The organism is Rathayibacter iranicus NCPPB 2253 = VKM Ac-1602 (genome assembly GCF_003149025.1).
Classification (GTDB): Bacteria; Actinomycetota; Actinomycetes; order Actinomycetales; family Microbacteriaceae; genus Rathayibacter; species Rathayibacter iranicus.
Window position 1 is genome coordinate 1 of sequence record NZ_QGDV01000011.1, and the last position, 21,721, is coordinate 21,721.

Here is a 21,721-nt window from a genome sequence, read left to right on the forward strand (position 1 = left end):
TCTCCCTCCCGGTACGAGGTGAGGGCCCGGTGGTAGCCGGCGACGTCGGAGAGGAGTCCGGCGGAGACAGGGACGGCGACCGTCCGAGTGACTCCGCGGTATCGGAGGACGGACTGTGCCAGCGCGCGCCCCGTGCGCCCGTTCCCGTCCGTGAAGGGATGGATTGTCTCGAACTGAGCGTGGCTGAGAGCGACGAGGACGAGTGGGGGCAGATCACGGCGGACCGTGAATGCAGTCAGATCGTCGATGAGGTCGGGGATTCGCTCGAACCGTGGTGCGACGTACTCGGCGTCGACCGGACTGTCTGCTCGTGTACCGATCCACACTGGCTCCTGTCGCCACTGCCCCGGTGTGTGGCGCGGCTGATCCGCGAGCAGCACCGCGTGCATGCGCATGATCGACGTCGCACTGATTTCCTCGGCGAGGTTCAGTGCTGCGCTCATCGCTCGCGTGTTCGCGACGATCAATTCCGCATTCCTGCCCGAGTGGGCGCCGAGTTCTGCGCTGAAGACAGAGCGGGCGGACGCCGTGAGGTTCTCGATCTGGGAGGAGGAGGAGGCCTCGGATCTCAGCAGCACCGGCGCGAATCCGATCACTCCGGCGCCCAGCTCCGCATCGAGACGACTCAACTCACGAGCGGCCTCGTCGGCGTCATCGAGAGTCTCGGAGTGCAGCGCGGGCGACAGTGCGGCAATCGATGCTGGGACGGCGGCCCGGTAGGACGAGCGCCCGGGGTCCTCGTCGCCGACTCTCCAGCTACGTTGAGCGGACGACGTCCACCACTGCTGCTCCCATTCGAGGGCGGGCCAGGCCGTGATGGCACCGGCGGAGTTCGAATCCATCAACACCTCCAGCAAAATTATGAGATAACGCGCTAGCCCATAATTTCAGGGATCCTTATTCTCGTCTACGGGCAAACGGCCGAGCCCGAACTCCCGACGCTGCGAAGGAGACGGAGCAAAGGACGACGCTCGACCGTGCATGCCTGAGAGCAGAGATACGGGGATTCCGGACGACTGCGGAGCGGGAAAATTGTGGAGCCTGGGAGAATCGAACTCCCGACATCCTGCTTGCAAAGCAGGCGCTCTACCAACTGAGCTAAGGCCCCGAGCGCCATCGCGCGGGTAGTGGAAGTTCGGTCTGCCGCGCGCAACGCGGCCGACCGAACAGCACAGTGGGGGTACCAGGACTTGAACCTGGGACCTCTTCATTATCAGTGAAGCGCTCTAACCGCCTGAGCTATACCCCCGGATGACCAGAGGAGACTCTACCGTACACGCCGCCAGAATCCCAATCGGTCGACCACGTCCTACTGGTTCGTGAAGCCGACCAGCAGGCCGCCGGTGATCTTGACGCTGAGGTTGTACAGCAGCGCGATGATGGCACCGAGCACGGTGGTGACAATGGTGTTCAGGACCGCGACGACGATCGCGAACCCCATCACCTGGGGCAGCGAGATCACAGTATTCAGATCGAAGGCTTGGGCCCCGGCGACGTCCTGGATGAGGCCGTTGATCTGAGCGAACACGCCCGTCTGCGCCAGCACGGTGTACACCAGGTACACCACCACGATCGTCACGATCGCGAGCGAGAGCCCGAGTAAGAACGACAACTTCACGGCCGACCAGAAGTCGATGTAGACGAGCTTGAGCCGGACCTGCTTCGCCGCCGGGCTCTTCGCGGATTTCCTGGCGAGCTTCTCGGCGACGGTGCTACTCATCTACGGACCCATCCTCCTCCGACACCGGAGCGGACTTGGCCGGCGCCGCGGCGTCGGGATCCTCGTCCTGGGCGTCGAGATTGCGTTCGGTGTTCTTGGCGAGTGCGATGATGCGGTCGTCCTCGGCGAATCGTGCGAAGACGACTCCCATGGTGTCGCGACCCTTGGCCGGTACCTCGGCCACGGCAGAGCGTACCACTTTGCCGCTGGCGAGCACGACGAGCACCTCGTCGTCCTCCTCGGTGATGATGGCACCGACCAGGTCGCCGCGCTTCTCCTCGAGCTTGGCTACCTTGATCCCCAATCCGCCGCGACCCTGCAACCGGTACTGGTCTACTGCGGTGCGCTTCGCGAAGCCTCCCTCGGTCACGACGAACACGAAGCCCTCGTCGCTGACAACGTTCGCATCGAGGAGGCGATCCTCCCCACGGAAGGACATGCCTCGCACGCCCGAGGTGGAGCGCCCCATCGGACGCAGTGCCTCATCGGACGCGGTGAAGCGGATCGACATTCCCTTGCGAGAGACGAGCAGCACATCGCTGTCCTCCTCGACCAGCAGCGCCGAGACCAGCTCGTCGCCGTCTCGGAGCTTGATCGCGATGATCCCGCCCGAGCGGTTGGTGTCGTACTCGGAGAGTGCCGTCTTCTTCACGAGGCCGTCGCGCGTCGCGAGAACGAGGTAGCGAGCGGCTTCGTAGTCGCGAATATCGAGGATTTGCGCGATCTGCTCTCCCGGCTCGAGCGCGAGCAGGTTGGCGATGTGCTGACCCTTGGCGTCCCGGCCCGCCTCCTGCAGCTCGTACGTCTTGGCCCGGTACACACGTCCTGTGTTCGTGAAGAAGAGGAGCCAGTGGTGCGTGGTGGTGACGAAGAAGTGCTCGACAATGTCGTCGGCCTTCAGCTGTGCGCCGCGCACGCCGCGGCCGCCGCGGTGCTGAGCCCGATAGGAGTCGCTGCGCGTGCGCTTGAGGTAACCGCCGCGGGTAACGGTAACGACCATCTCCTCCTCGGGAATCAGATCCTCGACACTCATGTCTCCGTCGAAGCCGAAGAGAATCTCTGTGCGCCGGTCATCGCCGAACTTGTCGACAATCTCATCGAGCTCGTCCGAGATGATGCTTCGCTGCCGGGCCGGGCTCGCGAGGATGGCCTTGTAATCCTCGATCTCGGCCTGGATGCGGTCGTGCTCATCAATGATTTTCTGGCGCTCGAGCGCGGCGAGGCGGCGCAGCTGCATGTCGAGAATGGCGCGCGACTGCACCTCGTCGATGTCGAGCAGCTCCATCAGGCCATCGCGGGCCTCCTCGACGGTGGGAGAGCGGCGGATGAGCGCGATGACCTCGTCGAGTGCATCGAGTGCTTTGAGGTAGCCGCGCAGGATGTGGATCCGCGCCTCCGCCTCGTCAAGCAGGAACTGCGTACGGCGGACGATCACCTCGACCTGGTGGTCGACCCACGCGCGAATGAAGCCATCCAGCGAGAGGGTCCGCGGGATCCCGTCGACGATCGCGAGCATGTTGGCGCCGAAGTTCTCTTGCAACGGAGTGTGCTTGTAGAGGTTGTTGAGCACGACCTTCGCGACGGCATCGCGCTTGAGCACGATCACGAGACGCTGACCGGTGCGGCCGGACGTCTCGTCGCGGATGTCGGCAATACCCGAGACGCGACCATCCTTGACCAGCTCGGCGATCTTGATCGCGAGATTGTCGGGGTTGACCTGATACGGAAGCTCAGTGACGACGAGGCAGGTGCGTCCCTGGATCTCCTCGATCGTCACGACGGCACGCATCGTGATCGACCCGCGGCCCGTGCGATAGGCGTCCTGAATACCGCGCACGCCGAGAATTTGGGCGCTCGTGGGGAAATCCGGGCCCTTGATCCGCTGCAAGAGCGCTTCGAGGAGCTCTTCGCGCGTCGCCTCCGGATTCTCGAGCGCCCACTTGGCGCCGGCAGCGACCTCGCGCAGGTTGTGCGGTGGGATGTTGGTCGCCATGCCGACGGCGATACCGACGGAGCCGTTGACCAGCAAGTTCGGGAAGCGCGCCGGGAGGATCGCCGGCTCCCGCGTGCGGCCGTCGTAGTTGTCCTGGAAGTCGACAGTGTTCTTGTCGATATCGCGGACCATCTCGAGCGCGAGCGGAGCCATCTTGGTCTCGGTATACCGCGGAGCGGCAGCGCCGTCGTTACCGGGGGAGCCGAAGTTGCCCTGGCCGAGCGCGAGCGGGTAGCGGAGACTCCACGGCTGCACCAGGCGAACGAGAGCGTCATAAATCGCCGAATCGCCGTGCGGGTGGAACTGGCCCATCACGTCGCCGACGACGCGGGAGCACTTCGAGAACGCCTTGTCGGGACGGTAGCCGCCGTCGTACATGGCGTAGATGACGCGGCGGTGCACCGGCTTGAGGCCGTCGCGCACCTCTGGGAGGGCGCGGCCGACGATGACGCTCATCGCGTAGTCGAGGTACGACCGCTGCATCTCGAGCTGGAGGTCGACGGGCTCGATCTTGTCGTGCCCGTGGATGACCACGCCGGTCTCGGTGACGATGTCGTCGCCGGCATCCGGTCCGGTGGGGGTGTCTGCTTCGTCTGCCATAGTCTCTGTCTTCTCAGCTCGTGCGTCGCGCGAACGCGATCGTCGTCAGGTGCTCGGGACGTCTAGATGTCGAGAAAACGGACGTCCTTGGCATTTTTCTGGATGAAGGAGCGGCGGGACTCGACGTCCTCACCCATCAGGGTGGAGAAGATCTCGTCCGCGGCGGCCGCGTCGTCGAGAGTGACCTGGAGGAGGGTCCGAGTGGCGGGGTCCATCGTGGTTTCCCACAGCTCCTTATAATCCATTTCGCCGAGGCCCTTGTAACGCTGGATGCCGTTGTCTTTCGGCATTCGCTTGTTGCTCGCTGCACCGTGGGCGAGCAGCGCGTCGCGCTCGCGATCGCTGTAGACGTACTCGTGTGCCGCGTTCGACCACTTGAGGCGGTAGAGCGGCGGCTGCGCGAGATAGACGTAGCCGAGATCGATGAGCGGGCGCATGTAGCGAAAGAGCAGCGTGAGAAGGAGGGTCGTGATGTGCTGGCCGTCGACATCAGCATCCGCCATCAAAATGATTTTGTGGTATCGCGCCTTATCGGGGTTGAAGTCCTCGCCAATACCGGCGCCGAAGGCGGTAATCATCGCCTGGACTTCGTTGTTGCCGAGCGCCCGGTCGAGGCGCGCCTTCTCGACGTTCAGAATCTTGCCGCGCAGGGGGAGGATCGCCTGCGTCTCGGGGTTTCGACCCTGCACGGCGGATCCGCCCGCCGAATCCCCCTCGACGATGAAGATCTCCGAGACTGACGGATCCTTCGACTGGCAGTCCTTGAGCTTGCCGGGCATCCCGCCGCCCTCGAGTAGGCCCTTTCGTCGCGCGGTCTCGCGTGCCTTGCGCGCCGCCATGCGGGCGGACGCGGCCTGAATGGCCTTGCGGATAATGTCCTTGGCCTGGCTCGGATTGCGGTCGAACCAGTCGGCGAGCTGCTCCCCCGCGACGCGCTGCACGAACGCCTTCGCCTCGGTGTTGCCGAGCTTCGTCTTGGTCTGGCCTTCGAACTGCGGCTCCCCCAGCTTGATCGAGACAACAGCAGTGAGGCCCTCACGGATATCGTCGCCCGAAAGATTCTCGTCCTTCTCCTTCAGAAGGTTATTCGCCCGCGCGTAACGGTTGACCAGAGAAGTCAGCGCGGCGCGGAAGCCCTCCTCGTGAGTGCCGCCCTCATGGGTGTTGATGGTATTCGCATAGGTGTGGACGCTCTCGGTGTAGGCCGTCGTCCACTGCATCGCGACCTCGAGCGAAATGCGCCGCTCGGTATCCTCCGACTCGAAGTCGATGATCTCGGAGTGCACCAGATCAGATTTCTTCAGCGAGTTGATGTACTCGACGTAGTCGACAAGGCCCTTCTCGTAATGGAAGACATCGGTGCGGTCGCCCTCGGTCTCGTCCTCGCCCTCTCCATCGAACTCGACCTCGTTCTGATCGGTCAATGCGATGCGCAGGCCCTTGTTAAGGAACGCCATCTGCTGGAATCGCGCGCGAAGGGTCTCGTAGTCGAACTCGACCGTCTCGAAGATCCCGGAGTTCGGCCAGAAGGTGATGGTGGTACCGGTCTCGTCGCTGGCCTCACCCTTCTCGAGCGGAGCGTTCGGGACTCCATCCGTGAAGCTCATCCGGTACACCGCACCCTGGCGCTTGACCTCGACCTCGAGGCGCGCTGAAAGGGCGTTGACGACGGACGAGCCGACGCCGTGCAGGCCACCGGAGACCGCGTAGCCGCCTCCGCCGAACTTGCCGCCCGCGTGCAGCACGGTCAGCACCAGCTCGACGGTCGAGATGCCCTCGGTCGGGTGCATGTCGACCGGAATGCCGCGGCCGTTGTCGGCGACGGTGACGCCTCCGTCGGCGCGCATGACGATCTCGATGTTGTCGCAGTAGCCGGCAAGAGCCTCATCGACCGCATTGTCGACGATTTCGTAAACCAGGTGGTGCAGACCGCGCGGGCCGGTAGAGCCGATGTACATGCCCGGACGCTTGCGGACGGCCTCGAGACCCTCGAGGACCTGGATCTGATTGGCGCCGTAGTCGCCAGAGGACTTGGTCGACATGCTCTCGTGCGGAGCGGAGGGGGCGACGGAGCCGTTCGCTTCCAGGTCGTTCGCTGCGGGTGACGTGGAGTCGTTCGGCTCTTGTGTCATAGCTGTGGAGTTCTCCTCTGACGGTCCGTCGCGGCGCACGCGAGGATCTGGAGTCCCCCGCGGGGCGGAGTCGCTGTCGTTCGGCGACCCTCCATTCTACCGCGCGCGAGACGTCGCCGCGGCGCTGAGCGGCGATCTGCGGCGCGAAACTTCAGCGGCCGACCGAAAATGCGTTGTCAGCCATAGGTGTCGCGCGGACCACGCCCTGGAATCGACCTGCGGCCCTTTTTCCAGTTCGGGACGTCTGGTCCTTGGAAACGGATCGAGGCGATCCCGGCATCGGGAAAGTTGACGGCGATGTGGTTCATGATCTCAATCCGCATCAAGCGGAGTTGGGTCGACCACGCCGTCGACTCGCAGGCCACGGTCAGCACGCCATCCACCACGCCGACGGGAGTGGAGTGCTTGGCAGTCTCCTCGCCCGCGATCGCCGTCCACGACGACATCAGATCGCCCTGAGCGAGCGGCGCCGTCCAGCCCAGTTTGACGGTGAGGGAGTCGAGGACATCGCCGAGATCGTGCGGGTCGCGGCCCTTGCCAAACGGAATCGCGTCACCTTTGGGCTCAGCACGCTCCACCGTCTTGCGGATGCGACGAGGGCCGTCGGCGCCGAACACGTCCTTGAGGTGGCGGTAAACACGGGCGGCTTCGGAATCGGGGGCAGGGGTGCCGCGGCGGGAGGGGTCAGCCATCGGTTTGCTCCCCGGCGGCGGATGACGGCTGATCCGACGGCGACGTAGCGGCGGCGGGTTCCGCGCCGATGATCCGTCCCGCCTCGATCCGCACGGTATGTGCGGCCAATTCCTCCGGCACGTCGTCGAGGACCGCCGCGGTGATCAGCACCTGCTCGTAGTCGGCGACAACGGAGGCAAGACGCTCGCGCCGCCGCGAGTCCAGCTCCGCAAACACGTCGTCCAGCATGAGCACCGGGTCGCCCATGGGGGAGTCGAGGCGCAGCAGCTCCGCCGCGCCCAACTTGAGGGCGAGCGCGAACGACCAACTTTCGCCGTGGCTCGCGTACCCCTTCGCCGGGAGACCGTTGAGTTTGAACTGCACGTCGTCGCGGTGCGGCCCTACGAGCGACATCCCGCGGTCGAGCTCGCGGCGGCGGACCCCGGTGAGCGCGGACACGAATGCCTCCGCCAGCCCCTCGCTCACCGGTCGAGACGGAGAGCCGGTCTGCTCGACCGACTCGTCGTCGATCGCGCCCTCGATGCTGAGGCGAGAGTGGAGCATCGGCCGCTGATCCGCGCCGGCGACCGCCTCATAGGACGCGCGCACCGGTCCACTCAGCTCCTGTACCAGCGTGAGCCGCGACTGCATGATCTCGGAGCCGAGTGCGACCAGGCGTTCATCCCAAATATCGAGAGTGCCGAGCTTCGACGTCTCGCGGATACCGCTGGCCCGGGCAGACTTCAGGAGCGTGTTGCGCTGGCGCAGTACGCGCTCATAGTCGGCCTGCACGGCGCTCATCCTCGGCGAGCGGAGGACGATGAGCTGATCGAGAAAGCGACGCCGGGCCGATGGATCCCCGCGGATGAGCAGCAGATCCTCCGGGGCAAACAGGACGCTCGAGAAGAAACGGGGCAGCTCCCGGGGCTTAATGCCGCCGCGGTTGATTTGCGCGCGATTGGCGGAGGAGCGATTGATCTGGACCTCGGCCAGCAGCTCCCGCTCCCCGTTGCGGAGGCGGGCTCGCACCACCGCGCTATCACGTCCGGCGCGGATCAGCGCCTGATCATTCGAGACCCGATGCGACCCGAGCGTGGAAAGGTAGCCGAGCGACTCGACGAGGTTCGTCTTGCCCTGTCCATTGCGCCCCACAAAGAGGTTCGGCCCCGGAACCAGCTCGACGTCGACCGCCTCGTAATTCCGAAAGTCGCTGAGCGCTAGCTGCGTCACCCGCACGTCCCGCTCCTCCCGACTCTCTGTCCCCGCCCACAAGTCTCGACCCGCCCGCGGAGCTACTCGACCACCCTGCGTCGGCGGTCTCTTTCTCCCTCCCCGCCGCCAACCTCCTCCTGCCGCCAGCCTTCCTGAAAGGTAAAGGCGGCCGAAGGCCCGCCGCCCTCGTGAGAGCATCCCTGCCTCACGGGGGCGGCGGGCCGCAGGTCGCCGTCCGTCACGGGCTTTGCGAAACGCCACCCCCTCGAGAAGCCGACCGCCGTGAGGCCGGGCAAGGACCGGCCTCACCCGTGGACTCAATCCACGGCTTTGACGCTATGCCCGCCGAACTGGTTGCGGAGCGCCGCGACCGCCTTCATCGCCGGGGAGTCCTCCTGGCGCGAGACGAAGCGCGCGAAGATAGAGGCGCTGATCGTGGGTACCGGTACGGCGTTGTTGATGGCTTCCTCGATGGTCCATCGGCCCTCACCCGAGTCCTGCACGTAGCCCTCGATGTTCGTGAAGTCCGGGTCTTGCTCAAGCGCGCGGACCAGGAGTTCGAGTAGCCAGGAGCGGACGACTGTCCCGCGCTGCCATGCCTTAAAGGTGCCGGTGACGTCCTTGATGATGTCGCTGCGCGTCTCGAGTAGTTCATATCCCTCGGCGAACGCCTGCATCAATGCGTACTCGATACCGTTGTGCACCATCTTCGCGTAGTGGCCGGCGCCGACCTCGCCCACATGGACGAAACCCTCCTCGCGGGGACCTTCGGGGCGCAGCGCGTCGAACACGGGCATCGCGTAGTCGACCAGTTCTTTCGGTCCGCCAACCATGAGGCCGTACCCATTTTGGAGGCCCCAGACTCCGCCGGAGACTCCGGCGTCAATGTAGTGGATGCCTTTTGGCTTCAGCAGCGCGTCGTGCTTGAAGTCCTCGGTGAAGCGCGAATTGCCGCCGTCGATAACCAGGTCGCCCTCGCTGAGCTTCTCGGAGAGGTCAGTGATGACCGCGTCGGTGATCTCACCTGACGGGACCATGACCCAGACGACGCGGGGGGAGGGAAGCACGGCGATCATCTCGTCGAGTGAGGCAGCGTCTGAGACGTCAGGATTGCGGTCGAAGCCGGTGACCTCGACACCCTTCTCACGGAGGCGGGAGCGCATGTTGTCGCCCATCTTGCCGAGGCCGACGAGTCCGATGTGCATGATGAACCTTCCTGGATTCGTTGTCCGGCGGGCGGGCGCTCGTCGGGAGCGGATCGGTCGCGGCGCTGCGATCCGCGAGCGGTGGTCAGCGCAGCAGCAGGTTGGGCTGGAGAAGGTAGCGGTAGCTGTCGCTGCCGGGCTGCTCCCGAGAGGTCTGCGCGGTAATCAGGACCGGGCCGGGCTTGTTGGGATTCTCGGTCTTCGTGAACGCGATCCGCACGAACTCCGAGTGCACCGCGGCGAGCCCATCGAGCAAGAACTGCGGCTTGAGGGAGACGACCACGTCGTCCCCGGTCACGATTGCGTCGATGCTCTCGGAGGCTTGCGCCTGCTCCGAGCCGATCGCCTCAAGCGTGAGTCCGTCGCTGCTAAAGCTGAAGCGGAGGGCGGCCTCGCGCTCAAGCACGAGCGAGACACGACGGGTGGCCTCAATGAGGTCACTGGTCGCCATGACCGCGTAGTTCTCGACGGAGGCGGGGAAGAGGCGCTTCACGGGCGGGAAGTTGCCCTTGATCAGCAGCGAGGTAACCGTTTTGCGGTCGGCGGTGAACGCGATCAGCTCGCGCTCGTCGCGGTTGGTGATTGCGACCGAGATGGTGCCGGAGTGCCCGAAGGTCTTGCCGACTTCTTGCAGCGTGCGTGCCGGCACCAGTGCCGTCAGCGGCTGGCTCGGTGCGGGATTGTCGCCGTTGTCCCAGTCGATCTCGCGGACGGCGACGCGGTAGCGATCCGTCGCGACGAGTCCGATCGTGTTCTCGGTGATCTCGAGCTGCACTCCCGTGATGACGGGAGTGACATCGTCGCGGGAGGCGGCAACGGCGACCTGCGCGACGGCGGCCGCGAACGCGTCGGCCGGGACGAGGCCGGTGGAGGCGTCGATCTCGGGGATGCTCGGGTACTCCTCCACGGGCATCTGCAGCAGCGTGAAGTGGGCCGAGCCGGCCGAGACCGAGACGCGCGACTCCTCCGTGGCGATGCGGACGGGAGCGTTCGGCAACCGGTTCGCGATATCGGCGAGGAGGCGCCCTGAGACCAGCACGGTCCCCGTCTCTTCGACATCGGCAGCGATCTGCGTCTGCGCAGAGACCTCGTAGTCGAAGGAGGAGAGTGTCAGACCCTCTGCCGTCGCCTCGATCAGTACCCCCGAGAGGATCGGCAAGGTCGTGCGCTGCGGAAGCAGCTTCACCGCAAAGGACACCGCCTCGCTGAAGACATCGCGGTTGGCTTGGAACCTCACGAGTACACCCCTGACGAGTCGCGGACGAAGACCGTCGCCCATCGTACCTGTCGGGCTCGGCGAGTTCGGAAGGGGGCGACTCACGAGCGGTCCGGAGGCGCTGTGGAGAGGTTGCCGGTTGCCCCTGATTAAAGAAGAGAACTGCGTTAACAGTGTTAACACGTGTGGAAACTGTGGAAAGCAGTCCTGGAGCCTACGGAACGCTGGGATCCGGCGGGGTCAGCTCTGTGGAGGGAATGTGAGCGCGGTCGTGGACGGCCTGTGGAGCAATCCGTGCCGACCGGTCGTCCTCCACAGGTGGATGGTCCAGCCGCACAGATCGAGCGCGGTTGTCCACAGTTATCCACAGGTTCTTCACACTGTGGAAATCGCTCCGAATTGGCACCACTGACACCCTCGGTGTTCCGCTCCGTTACCGATTGCGGGTCGCTGATCGAAGCAAGCGGCATCAGAGCACGGCCTCAGCGCGACGAGTCAACGCTGGCTTCCGGGAGAGCGCTCGCCCTCCGGCGACAGCGGTTGTGCTGAGGCGCGGCCGCCTCCGGCGCTAGCGGTTGGTCTTGATCCGGGTGGTCAGCTCGGTGACCTGGTTGTAGATGCTGCGGCGCTCCTTCATCAGCTCCGAGATCTTCTTGTTTGCGTACATCACGGTGGTGTGGTCGCGGTTGCCGAACAGCTGCCCGATCTTGGGGAGTGACAGGTTAGTCAGCTCGCGGCAGAGGTACATGGCGATCTGGCGCGCGGTGGCCACCGCCTGCGAGCGGGACGAGCCGTAGAGGTCGTCGACCGTGAGCTTGAAGTAGTCGGCGGTGTGATTGATGATGTCGACCGGCGAGATGACGTTGTCCTCGTCGAGCGTGATCAGGTCTTTCAGTACTGTCTGCACCAGGGACATGTCCACCGGCGTGCGGTTCAGGCTCGCGAACGCCGTGACGCGGATGAGCGTCCCCTCGAGCTCGCGGATATTGCTCGACACCTTCGACGCCATGAATTCAAGGATCTCGTCGGGGACGAGCAGCTTCTCGCTGACGGCCTTCTTGCGAAGGATCGCGATGCGCGTCTCGAGGTCGGGCGCCTGTACGTCGGTGATCAGGCCCCACTCGAAGCGCGAGCGCATCCGGTCCTCAAAGCCGGTCAGGGCCTTCGGCGGCAGATCGGAGGTGATCACGACCTGCTTATTGTGGTCGTGCAGCTGGTTGAAGGTATGGAAGAACGCCTCCTGCGTCTCCGCCTTGCCCTGCAGGAACTGGATGTCGTCGATCAACAGGATGTCGACGTTGCGGTACCGGCCGTGGAACGCGTTGCCCCGGTTGTTCGCGATCGAGTTGATGAAGTCGTTGGTAAACTCCTCGCTCGACACGTACCGCACGCGGATTCCCGGATACAGGCTCATGGCGTAATGGCCGATCGCGTGCAGAAGGTGTGTCTTGCCCAGTCCGGAGTCGCCGTAGACGAAGAGCGGGTTGTACGCCTTGGCGGGGGCCTCGGCGACGGCGACCGCGGCGGCGTGGGCGAAGCGGTTCGATCCTCCGATGACGAAGTTGTCGAAGCTGTACTTAGGGTTCAGTCGGGTGTCGGTTGCCGGCATCGTCCGCAGCTCCTCCACCGCGCGAACCGGGGCGAGTGTCGCGGAGGAGCCGGTGACCGGCTCGAACGGGTTGATCGACTCTTGTGCCGAGGGAGCATTCAGTGGCTCGTGCTCGATGTCCGGATTCACGACGAACGCGAATGTTGTCACGCCGAAGGAGTCGTCGAGGGTGCCGATTGCGCTGAGGAGGGGGACGCGGACACGTTGCTCGAGCATCCCGCGGGTGAACTCGTTGGGGACTTCGAGGTAGAAGGTGCCCGCCATGATGCCCTTGGGCTCCACGAGCGAGACGAAGCCGTAGAGGGGAGCAGTGATCCGCTCATCCTGAGACAGTGCGCCGAGGATCACGTTCCACGCATCGACCATCGACGTCTCGTCTGGCATGTGTCTCCGGTCCTCGTCACTTTGTCGGTGTCGCTGTGAAGTCGGTGTCGCTGTGAAATCTCTGTCGGACGTCTTCGCCCCGTGTGCGCGGCCAGAGCTGGATCGGGAGTGGACGCCCCGTGCTCGAACGAGCCGGAGGCGGGTCGGTCTCTCCACAGGTTTGTCCACCGATCCCGGGCGATTCCAGCGCGGGCGGGAAAGAACGCGGGTCAGCCTGTGGATAACTGCGGTTCAACACGGTAACGAACGGAGTCGACGGGAGACAAATCCACCACAGCGACACCCGCGTGTCAATGCAGCGACAGCGCCGTACCGAGTGCAGAATCGAGGTTTCGCGGTGACCACATTTGACCGGTGACGGTGCAGGCCGTAGCTTTAATCAGTTGACGCCTGCCCGGTGTCGTTCGAGCAGCCCTCGCGGGCCCCGCAGGGTCGAAGCCGGGCATCCTTTCTTCCCGGAGGATCCGGAGTCGCTGCCCGTGAGGGCGGCGCCGGTTCGCGCCGCGGAACACGTACGTGGAGATCTGATTATGAGCAAGCGAACCTTCCAGCCGAACAACCGTCGTCGCGCCAAGGTGCACGGCTTCCGCCTGCGCATGCGTACCCGTGCTGGTCGCGCCATCCTGAGCGCTCGCCGCGCCAAGGGGCGCACCGAGCTCTCCGCGTAGTACCGAGCGGTACCGACCAGCGGTGCTGGCCAGAGCCAATCGCATCGTCCACGGAGACGAGTATCGGACTGTCGTCCGTCGCGGTGTGCGGTCCACGGGACCGCACACCGTCACCTATGTCCGGCGGACCTCCGAAGCGACTCCTGCGCGGTACGGCTTCATCGTCTCGAAGACGGTCGGAACGGCCGTGACGCGTAACACCGTCCGCCGTCGGCTCAAAGCGGTGGCCTTCGAATTCGTGGCGCAGACCGATCCGGGAACAGACGTGGTCATCCGCGCGCTGCCGAGCAGTGCCGAGGCGCCGTGGTCCGAACTGCGTCAAGAGTTCGTGAACGCGATGGCGCGGATCTCGCGGAAGGCCGGAGGTACCCGATGACCGCGGTACTCCCCCGCGCCGCCTCATGGCCGACACGGCTGGCTTGGGGTGTGCTGCTGCTGCCGCGGAATCTCGGCATCCTCCTGCTTGTCGTCTACCGCGCGACCATCTCCCCGCTTTATGGTGACGTCTGCCGTTACTACCCCTCGTGCTCCGCGTACGCGCTTCAGGCGGTCCAGCTCCACGGGCTCGTCCTCGGCTCCGTCCTCGCGACCCGTCGGCTCCTCCGCTGCCACCCGTGGGCGGCCGGCGGAGTCGATGATGTCCCGACCTCGATCCCTCTGCACCGACCGGCTCCCGGCCGGATCCGCTTCGCCGTGACGCGAGCCGGGTTCGTCGTGGGTCCTCGAAAGGACTGACCTCACTTCATGGACTTCATCGGCACGATCCTTTGGCCCCTCAAATGGGTGGTCGAGCTGCTCCTCGTCGCCTTCCACCAGCTGCTGACGTTCACCGGCATGGAGGCGGCGGCAGGCATCACCTGGGTGCTCTCGATCGTGGGCCTCGTGATCGTCATCCGCGCCGCGCTCATCCCGATCTTCGTCAAGCAGATCAAGAGCCAGCGTCGGATGCTCGAGGTCGCGCCTCAGCTCAAGAAGATCCAGGACAAGTACAAGGGCAAGCGCGATCAGCTGTCCCGCGAGGCGATGTCCCGCGAGACCATGGAGCTCTACAAAAAGACCGGGACGAACCCGCTCGCCTCATGCCTGCCGTTGCTGATCCAGATGCCGATCTTCTTCAGCCTGTTCTCGGTGCTGAACGCGGCCCAGCACAGCCAGAAGGGTGTCGGTCCGCTCGATGAGACGCTCGCCCGCCAGTTCGGCGAGGCCAACCTCTTCGGTGTCGCCCCGCTACACCAGTCGATTCAAGGTGCGCTCGCGCAGGGTGGCCAGGAGCCGGTCATCGTCATCGCGGTGATCATGGTGGTCCTGATGACCGCGTCGCAGTTCATCACCCAGCTTCAGATCGTCTCGAAGAACATGTCGCCCGAGGCCAAGGCATCGCCGACCTTCAAGCAGCAGCGCATTCTGCTCTACATCCTTCCTCTCGTCTTCGCCTTCTCGGGCTTCGCGTTCCCTCTCGGCGTCATGTTCTACTGGCTGACCTCGAACATCTGGACGATGATTCAGCAGTTCATCGTCATCCGGAACATGCCGACTCCGGGCAGCGAGGCCGCCAAGGCGCGCGAAGAGCGCTTGCGCCGCAAGGGCAAGCTCGTCGAGGAGACAACCGCCGCTGGTTCCGTCACCCTCGTCGAGAAGAAGGCAGTGCAGCGCTCGCAGCCCGTGAGCAAGAACCGCTCCAAGAAGCAAGCTGGAAAGAAGTAGGGCAGTCATGACCGATCCGATACAGATCTTCGAGCAGACCGGCTCGGAGGAGGAGACCCGCGTCGCCGTGGAGTCCGTCCCGGAAGGAACTGACGAGGCGCCCGAATCGACGCTCTCGCAACTCGAGGAGGAGGGTGACGTCGCCGCGGACTACATCGAGGAGTTCCTCGATATCTGCGACCTCGACGGCGACATTGACATCGAGGTGCGCAATGGCCGCGCTTATCTCTCGGTGACCGCATCGGGTGACACGAACCTTCGCGTCCTTTCACGTCCCGATGCGGTCCAGGCCCTGCAGGAACTCACCCGGCTGGCGGTGCAGACGAAGACCGGTGCGTTCTCTCGCCTGATCCTCGACATCGGCGGCTCACGCGATGCTCGGGAGGCGGAGCTGGCTCAGCTGGTCGACCGCGCTATCGAGCGCATCGAGGCCGGAGCCACGTCGGCGTCGCTCCCGCCGATGTCGTCGTACGAGCGCAAATTGGTGCATGACATGGTGAGCGAGCGTGGTTTCGTCTCAGAGTCGCGCGGCGAGTCACGCGAGCGTCACACCGTCATCACCCGCGGCTGAGTGCTGTGGAGCCGACTCTCGAGCCGGAACCGACTGCTGCCTCCGCGATTGCTGGCGAGCGGCTCCCGGTGCTCCGACTTTTCACGGCGGCGCTGGCCGAGCAGGGCGAGGAGCGCGGGCTGATCGGACCGCTCGAACTCCCCCGCTTGTGGACGCGCCATGTTCTCAATAGCGCCCTGGTGGCTCCTCTGCTGCGGCCAGGAGTCGTTGGTGACGTCGGGAGTGGCGCGGGTCTTCCCGGGCTCGTACTGGCGATCGTGAGGCCCGACGTGCGTTTTGTGCTCATTGAACCCATGGAGCGTCGGATTCTTTGGCTGCAACAACAGGTCGATGCACTTGAACTCGATAATGTCTCAATTATACGGGCTCGTGCTGAGGAGGTCCGACTTCCACAACCACTCGATCAAGTGACAGCACGAGCGGTGAGTGCTCTCTCCAAGTTGATCCCGCTCACTGCGCCTCTTCTTCGTCCGGGTGGCGAGCTCGTGCTCCTCAAGGGCGTCAGTGCGGAGAAGGAGATTGAGGCGGCTTCGAAGCAAATCACACGGTTCCGTCTCTCCCCTCCAGAGGTGACGGTTCTCGGCACCGGCGTGCTCTCCGAGTTGACGAGGGTGGTCCGGGCTACAGTGGGATGATCGCCACGACGACGCAGTGATCAGCCCGATTCCCCGACCGTCGACTCCTCGGTGCCGTCATCCGTTCCCCCCGCTGAGTAGAGGTTTCACGTGAAACAATCCGATTCCGCCGGCTTGTCTGGGGGCTTCGACTCCTCCACTCCGCTCGCGCGCGAGATTGCCGACATGACGCGGCGACGTGCTCTGCTTACTGCGGAGCCGCTGCCGAAGCCGGAATCGACGCGGGTCATCACGATCTCGAATCAGAAGGGTGGCGTCGGCAAGACGACGACGACCGTCAACCTCGCGGCCGGGCTCGCGCGGGGAGAGGCGAAGGTGCTCGTGATCGACCTTGATCCGCAGGGCAATGCTTCTACTGCACTGGGGATTGAGCACCGCGCAGAGACGGCGAGCGTGTACGACGTGATTGTCAACGACACTCCCCTTGCGGATGTCGTTCAGAAGAGCCCGGAGTTCGCCTCGCTCTACGGCGTGCCGGCGACGATCCATCTTGCCGGCGCCGAGATTGAACTTGTCTCGCTCGTTGCGCGGGAGCAACGCCTGCGCCGGGCGCTCGACCGGATGCTCGATGACATGGCGGAGCCCTTCGACTACGTTTTCATCGATTGCCCGCCGTCCCTCGGCCTGCTGACTATCAATGCCTTCGTCGCGGCGCGGGAGGTTCTCATCCCGATCCAGTGCGAGTACTACGCTCTCGAAGGATTGAGCCAGTTGCTCAAAAACATCGATCTTATCGAACGTCACCTCAACCCCAACCTCGGCGTATCGACGATTCTGCTCACCATGTATGACGGGCGCACGAATCTTTCCCAGCAGGTTGCGGCTGATGTGCGCGAGCACTTCCCGAAGGAGGTTCTTCGCGCCGTGATTCCGCGCAATGTGCGCATCTCTGAGGCGCCGAGCTATGGCCAAAGTGTCATTAGCTATGACCCGCAGTCCTCAGGTTCGCTGGCCTACCTCGAAGCGGCGGCGGAAATCGCACGTCGTGGTGCTCGACTCACAACCAGTGCCCAGACCGAAGGAGAGAAACGCTGATGGCGTCGAAGCGCACCGGACTTGGCCGAGGGATCGGCTCGCTGATTCCGACGAGTGACGAATCGCGTTCGCGCCCCGTGGATGTCTTTTTCCCTGATCAGGTCGGAGATTCCGTTCGGGCGGAAGAGCTGCTCGAGGTTCCCGGCGCTCGCCTGGCACGACTCCCCCTGACTGAAATCGTTCCGAATACCGCACAGCCCCGGTCCGTGTTCGACCAGGATGACCTCGCCGAACTGGTTCACAGCATTCGCGAGTTCGGCGTGTTGCAGCCCATCGTTGTCCGGCCACGGTCAGAGGTTGGCGGTGCGCAGTACGAACTTGTGATGGGTGAGCGGCGCTTTCGTGCGTCGAAGGCAGCCGGGCTGACGACGATTCCGGCGGTAATTAAGGACACCGCCGACGAGAACATGCTGCGGGACGCGCTCCTCGAGAACCTGCATCGTGCCGACCTCAATCCGCTGGAGGAGGCGTCGGCCTACCAACAGTTGCTCAGTGACTTCGGCATTACCCAGGAGGCCTTGGCTACTCGGCTTGGCCGGTCGCGTCCGCAAATCTCGAACACGTTGCGCTTGCTGAGGTTGCCCGCCGAGGTGCAGGCGCGTGTCGCGGCCGGGGTCCTGACGGCGGGGCACGCTCGAGCCGTACTGTCCCTTGAAAGCATCGAGGCGATGCGGCGGCTCGCCGACAAGATCGTTAACGAGGACCTGTCGGTACGGGCGGCGGAGGCGGCAGCGGCGCACATGAAGGCTCCCAAGTTGTCCGCACGCGTTATGCCAGAGGAGCCGGGCGGACATTCGGGGCACCTGTCTTCGATCGCGGACCATCTCGGCGATCGACTGAATACGCGCGTCAAGGTTACTCTCGGTGCGCGCAAGGGCCAGATGGTCATTGACTTCGCGTCGATCCAAGACCTTAACCGGATTCTCGCGGAGATCGGTGAGCCCTCGGAAGTGTCGCTGGCCCCCTAGGACCGTTTCACGTGAAACGATCGTAGGGGTGGTGGCGACGAGGTGCTGCTGAATCGCCAGAATCTTCGGAGGGGAAGCGGACTGAGGGCTAGCGGGCCGCACGGGCCAGCCCGAGATACAGGGCGCGGCGAGCGACGCTGATTCGATCACCTCGTCCTGATCGAGGAGGGCGTGTTGCCTTCGTATGCGCAGTTGCACTGCGCCGATGTCGACCGCCTTCCGCACCGATTCAGTTGCTCGCCCAATACGGGCGGTTGCCGAGACGGAGAGCGTGCTTGCTCCGTGGCGCGCTGACCGCAGGAAGGCTCTCAGTGTGACCCGACTAGAGGGCACCCACCACAGCGATCCAACAGCGGGATGGTGGCGAGATCGACCTACTGTAGCTATCGCCGCGCAAGGAGCCAGATCGCCATTCTTGCCATCACGGGTTGCCCGGCGTCACCGTGGCGGTCGTACGAGGGCGAATGTTTCACGTGAAACGGCGTTAGCTGTCGATCGCCAGACGGGCGAGAGTCGAATACACGTCGCCGAGGTACCGGCCGGACGCCTCGATTGCCTGCGGAACCAGGGACGTCTCGGTCATCCCGGGCAAGACATTCGCGTCGAAGAACCACGGCGTTCCTGATCCGTCCACGATGAAATCGATCCGCGACAAGTGGCGGAGACCGAGAAGCTCATGAATTGCCACTGCCACGCGGCAGACGTCCTCAAGTTGTTCCGACGATATCCTCGCCGGAGTGTAGAACCGCGTCTCCCCCGCGTTGTATCGAGCTTCAAAGGTGTAGCGCCCAGCGACGGGTTCAATCTCGACCGGAGGCAATGCAAAGGCTCCGTCACCCAGATCGAGGACTCCGACAGAGACCTCGGTTCCACGAATCTGCTGCTCGATCAGCACGACCTCGCCGTAGGTGTACGCCTCGACCATCGCCCGAGGGAGTTCTTCGGGGTCCAAGACGATGCTGACACCCTGCGCGGAGCCACCCTGCGCGGGCTTGACGACCAGAGGGCCAGGCAGGTGCGCGACCACCTGCTCAAGAATGCCGACGGCTCCGAGTTCACGGAACGTCTCGCGGGGAAGCGTGATGGAGTGGGGTGTCGAGAAGCCGGCGCGCGCGACGAGGGTCTTCGCTGTTGGCTTGAACCACGCGAGGCGAGCAGCGTCGGTGCGCGAGCCGACGTACGAGAATCCGGCGGCTTCAAGGAGGCCGAGCAGGGCGCCGTCTTCGCCACTCGCTCCATGCACTGCGGGCCAGACGACGTCCGGACGCTTGTGAAGGAGAGTGGTCAGCAGTGCTGCATCCGGCTCGTGCATCGCCACCCGGTGGCCCATCGCCGACAGACGGTCGGCTACCCTCCGCCCAGAGCGAAGCGAGACATCGCGTTCGTGGCTGATGCCTCCGCTGATCACGATGATGTCAAGAGGACGGTCGAGCACAGAAATATCGGTCATGACCAGGGCTTTCTTTCAATCGACAAGCGGAGGGGCTGTCAGGAGGCAGCGGGAGGCAGGAGGCTGTCCTGTGCGCGCGTGTCCGCATTCGCCAATGAACCGGTGCCGGCGAAGGTGGACAAAAGATCGAGCTCACCGCTGATCACTGTCGCGAGTCGGCGGATGCCCTCACCGATCCGTTCGGGGGTGGGGTAGCAGAACGAGAGCCGGATGTTCTGCCGTCCGTCGCCATTGCCGTAGAACGCGGTTCCGGGAGTGTAGGCCACAAGTTCCTTCACAGCGCGGGGGAGCATCGCCTTTGAGTCGAGCTCGGCCGGCAGCGTGAGCCACACGTAGAAGCCACCGTTCGGATCGGTCCACGTCAGCTGCGGGAGATGTGTCTGTAGACCGCGTAACATCGCCTCCTTGCGTTCTTTATAGACGCCACGGAAGGTATCGATCTGAGCTCGCCAGTCGGCTGTTTCGAGGTACTTGGAGATCACGAGTTGACTGAAGGACGAGGGACTCAGTACGGCCGCCTCGTTCGCGAGAATTAACCGTTCGCGGATCGCATGTGGCGCGAGGGCCCAGCCGACGCGGAAGCCGGGAGCGAGCGTCTTGGAGAAGGTGCCGAGGTAGATGACGCCGTCCTGCTCCAGCGAACGCATCGCCTTCGGTGGCACATCCTCGAAATAGAGCAATCCGTACGGGTTGTCCTCGAGGACGAGAATGCCCTCGGTCTTACAGATCTCGAGGATCTCGACCCTTCGTTCCCAGCTCAGGGTGACCCCCGCCGGATTATGGAAGGTCGGGATGGTGTACAAAAACTTGATCGTCTTGCCCGCAGTGCGCACCCGAGCGATGTGCTCACGGAGGGCTGCGGGAATCAGGCCGTGTTCGTCCATGGGGATGTGCTCGATCTCAGCCTGATACGAGCGGAAGATCACCATCGCGGTCACATAACTCGGGCCCTCGGAGAGCACGACATCCCCTGGATCGAGGAAGAGCTTGGAGACCAGCTCGAGTGCGTGCTGAGAGCCCGTGGTGACAACCACGTCATCCGCACTGGCCGAGATCCCCTCGAGCGCCATCACGTCCAGGATCTGCTCGCGCAAGACCGGGAAGCCCTGGCCGGAGCCGTACTGTAGGGCGATAGGTCCCTGCTCACGCATGACCGTATCGATAGCGCCAGAGACGAGGTCCTGGGGGAGCGCTGCCACGAACGGCATACCACCCGCAAGCGACACGACTTCGGGACGTGACGCAACCGCGAACAGCGCTCGGACCTCGCTGGCGGCCAAACCGGCCGTGCGCTCCGCATAAGAGTCGTACCAGGGATCGAGATTGGTTCCGCGGTTGGTCACGATGGGGTTCGCTTCGCTCGGTGGATAAGGACAACTCGACGGGAGCCAAGTCTGTCTACAATAGCGGCCACTCCTGAGCATGCCGCGGGGAGCCGGAACGCCACTGTACCTTTCGTGGCCCGACCTTTCTCTGCGACTGGGTTTCACGTGAAACATCCGCAGGACGCGGAGAACCCCCGCGCCCGGAGGCGACGGGGGTTCTCTGCTGCCGTGTGGCGATCAGGATGCGCCGAAACTCAGAGGAATGCAGCCAGGTCAGCCTCGAGCGCCGGCTTGGGCTTCGCGCCGATGACAGTCTTGACGACCTCACCCTTCTGATAGACCTTCATCGCCGGGATCGACGTGATCTGGTACTTCGCGGCGGTCTGCGGGTTCTCGTCGACGTTCAGCTTGACGATCTCGATCTTGTCGCCGTGCTCGGCCGAGATCTGGTCGAGGATGGGCGAGACCATCCGGCAGGGGCCGCACCACTCGGCCCAGAAGTCGACCAGGACGGTCTTCCCGGAGTCGAGAACGTCGGACTGGAACGATGCGTCGGTGACGCTCTTCGAGGTGGACATACGGTTTTCTCCTTCACGAGCCGGTGAACCGGCTCCTGCGTGCT

Annotated in this window: 20 protein-coding genes and 2 tRNA genes; 8 read left to right on the top strand and 14 right to left on the bottom strand. The window is 64.3% G+C overall.

Annotation, left to right across the window (positions count from 1 at the left end; all coding sequences use genetic code 11):
* The 11 genes from B0H03_RS11365 to dnaA all read right to left on the bottom strand — a co-directional run.
* A partial coding sequence (locus tag B0H03_RS11365; RefSeq protein WP_109714886.1) for a Fic family protein occupies positions 1 to 842 on the bottom strand: 842 nt, incomplete at its 3' end.
* A 193-nt stretch (positions 843 to 1,035) separates the two neighbouring features.
* Positions 1,036 to 1,108: transfer RNA gene (locus B0H03_RS11370), tRNA-Ala, on the bottom strand.
* A 67-nt stretch (positions 1,109 to 1,175) separates the two neighbouring features.
* Positions 1,176 to 1,249: transfer RNA gene (locus B0H03_RS11375), tRNA-Ile, on the bottom strand.
* 60 nt (positions 1,250 to 1,309) lie between these two features.
* The gene (locus tag B0H03_RS11380) at positions 1,310 to 1,720 is read right to left on the bottom strand and encodes a DUF3566 domain-containing protein (RefSeq protein ID WP_104265769.1); all 411 of its coding nucleotides are present in this window, start codon (positions 1,718 to 1,720) and stop codon (positions 1,310 to 1,312) included.
* On the bottom strand, positions 1,713 to 4,313 hold the full coding sequence (gene gyrA, locus B0H03_RS11385; RefSeq protein ID WP_104265768.1) for a DNA gyrase subunit A: 2,601 nt from the start codon (positions 4,311 to 4,313) through the stop codon (positions 1,713 to 1,715). Before gyrA ends, B0H03_RS11380 begins: the two co-directional genes overlap by 8 nt.
* 62 nt (positions 4,314 to 4,375) lie before the next feature.
* Complete coding sequence (gene gyrB / locus B0H03_RS11390; RefSeq protein ID WP_104265773.1) at positions 4,376 to 6,355, bottom strand: DNA topoisomerase (ATP-hydrolyzing) subunit B; 1,980 nt, start codon at positions 6,353 to 6,355, stop codon at positions 4,376 to 4,378.
* Positions 6,356 to 6,621: 266 nt separating this feature from the next.
* Positions 6,622 to 7,137: a DciA family protein gene (locus tag B0H03_RS11395; RefSeq protein WP_104265767.1), complete on the bottom strand. Its 516-nt coding sequence runs from the start codon at positions 7,135 to 7,137 to the stop codon at positions 6,622 to 6,624.
* On the bottom strand, positions 7,130 to 8,353 hold the full coding sequence (gene recF, locus B0H03_RS11400) for a DNA replication/repair protein RecF (RefSeq protein WP_104265766.1): 1,224 nt from the start codon (positions 8,351 to 8,353) through the stop codon (positions 7,130 to 7,132). The genes B0H03_RS11395 and recF overlap by 8 nt, the downstream gene beginning before the upstream one ends.
* Before the next feature lie 293 nt (positions 8,354 to 8,646).
* Positions 8,647 to 9,534, bottom strand: coding sequence for a phosphogluconate dehydrogenase (NAD(+)-dependent, decarboxylating) (gene gnd, locus B0H03_RS11405; RefSeq protein ID WP_104265765.1), 888 nt, complete (start codon positions 9,532 to 9,534; stop codon positions 8,647 to 8,649).
* Positions 9,535 to 9,619: 85 nt separating this feature from the next.
* The gene (gene dnaN / locus B0H03_RS11410) at positions 9,620 to 10,771 is read right to left on the bottom strand and encodes a DNA polymerase III subunit beta (RefSeq protein ID WP_104265772.1); all 1,152 of its coding nucleotides are present in this window, start codon (positions 10,769 to 10,771) and stop codon (positions 9,620 to 9,622) included.
* A gap of 547 nt (positions 10,772 to 11,318) precedes the next feature.
* The gene (dnaA, locus tag B0H03_RS11415) at positions 11,319 to 12,743 is read right to left on the bottom strand and encodes a chromosomal replication initiator protein DnaA (protein WP_104265764.1); all 1,425 of its coding nucleotides are present in this window, start codon (positions 12,741 to 12,743) and stop codon (positions 11,319 to 11,321) included.
* Positions 12,744 to 13,273: 530 nt separating this feature from the next.
* Between dnaA and rpmH the strand changes: the two genes are divergently transcribed.
* From rpmH to B0H03_RS11455, 8 genes are all read left to right on the top strand, one after another.
* A complete protein-coding gene (rpmH, locus tag B0H03_RS11420; protein WP_027692766.1) occupies positions 13,274 to 13,411 on the top strand; it encodes a 50S ribosomal protein L34 in 138 nt (45 codons plus the stop codon).
* A 22-nt stretch (positions 13,412 to 13,433) separates the two neighbouring features.
* On the top strand, positions 13,434 to 13,787 hold the full coding sequence (gene rnpA / locus B0H03_RS11425; protein ID WP_104265763.1) for a ribonuclease P protein component: 354 nt from the start codon (positions 13,434 to 13,436) through the stop codon (positions 13,785 to 13,787).
* A complete protein-coding gene (gene yidD, locus B0H03_RS11430; RefSeq protein WP_104265762.1) occupies positions 13,784 to 14,146 on the top strand; it encodes a membrane protein insertion efficiency factor YidD in 363 nt (120 codons plus the stop codon). The genes rnpA and yidD overlap by 4 nt, the downstream gene beginning before the upstream one ends.
* A gap of 9 nt (positions 14,147 to 14,155) precedes the next feature.
* A complete protein-coding gene (gene yidC, locus B0H03_RS11435) occupies positions 14,156 to 15,115 on the top strand; it encodes a membrane protein insertase YidC (RefSeq protein WP_104265761.1) in 960 nt (319 codons plus the stop codon).
* Positions 15,116 to 15,122: 7 nt separating this feature from the next.
* The gene (locus tag B0H03_RS11440) at positions 15,123 to 15,686 is read left to right on the top strand and encodes a Jag family protein (RefSeq protein WP_104265760.1); all 564 of its coding nucleotides are present in this window, start codon (positions 15,123 to 15,125) and stop codon (positions 15,684 to 15,686) included.
* A gap of 5 nt (positions 15,687 to 15,691) precedes the next feature.
* Complete coding sequence (gene rsmG, locus B0H03_RS11445; RefSeq protein WP_104265759.1) at positions 15,692 to 16,321, top strand: 16S rRNA (guanine(527)-N(7))-methyltransferase RsmG; 630 nt, start codon at positions 15,692 to 15,694, stop codon at positions 16,319 to 16,321.
* A gap of 165 nt (positions 16,322 to 16,486) precedes the next feature.
* Positions 16,487 to 17,356 (top strand): ParA family protein, encoded by an 870-nt coding sequence (locus B0H03_RS11450; protein ID WP_104265771.1) that lies wholly within the window; start codon positions 16,487 to 16,489, stop codon positions 17,354 to 17,356.
* Positions 17,356 to 18,324 carry a ParB/RepB/Spo0J family partition protein gene (locus tag B0H03_RS11455; protein WP_104265758.1) on the top strand — a complete coding sequence of 323 codons (969 nt, stop codon included), beginning with the start codon at positions 17,356 to 17,358 and terminating at the stop codon, positions 18,322 to 18,324. Before B0H03_RS11450 ends, B0H03_RS11455 begins: the two co-directional genes overlap by 1 nt.
* Positions 18,325 to 18,808: 484 nt before the next feature.
* Here the strand turns inward: B0H03_RS11455 and B0H03_RS11460 are convergent, their stop codons facing one another.
* The 3 genes from B0H03_RS11460 to trxA form a co-directional block, all read right to left on the bottom strand.
* The gene (locus B0H03_RS11460) at positions 18,809 to 19,774 is read right to left on the bottom strand and encodes a D-alanine--D-alanine ligase family protein (RefSeq protein ID WP_104265757.1); all 966 of its coding nucleotides are present in this window, start codon (positions 19,772 to 19,774) and stop codon (positions 18,809 to 18,811) included.
* Between the two features lie 38 nt (positions 19,775 to 19,812).
* A complete protein-coding gene (locus tag B0H03_RS11465) occupies positions 19,813 to 21,117 on the bottom strand; it encodes an aminotransferase-like domain-containing protein (RefSeq protein ID WP_241560456.1) in 1,305 nt (434 codons plus the stop codon).
* Between the two features lie 236 nt (positions 21,118 to 21,353).
* On the bottom strand, positions 21,354 to 21,677 hold the full coding sequence (trxA, locus tag B0H03_RS11470) for a thioredoxin (RefSeq protein WP_104265755.1): 324 nt from the start codon (positions 21,675 to 21,677) through the stop codon (positions 21,354 to 21,356).
* Positions 21,678 to 21,721: the final 44 nt, after the last annotated feature.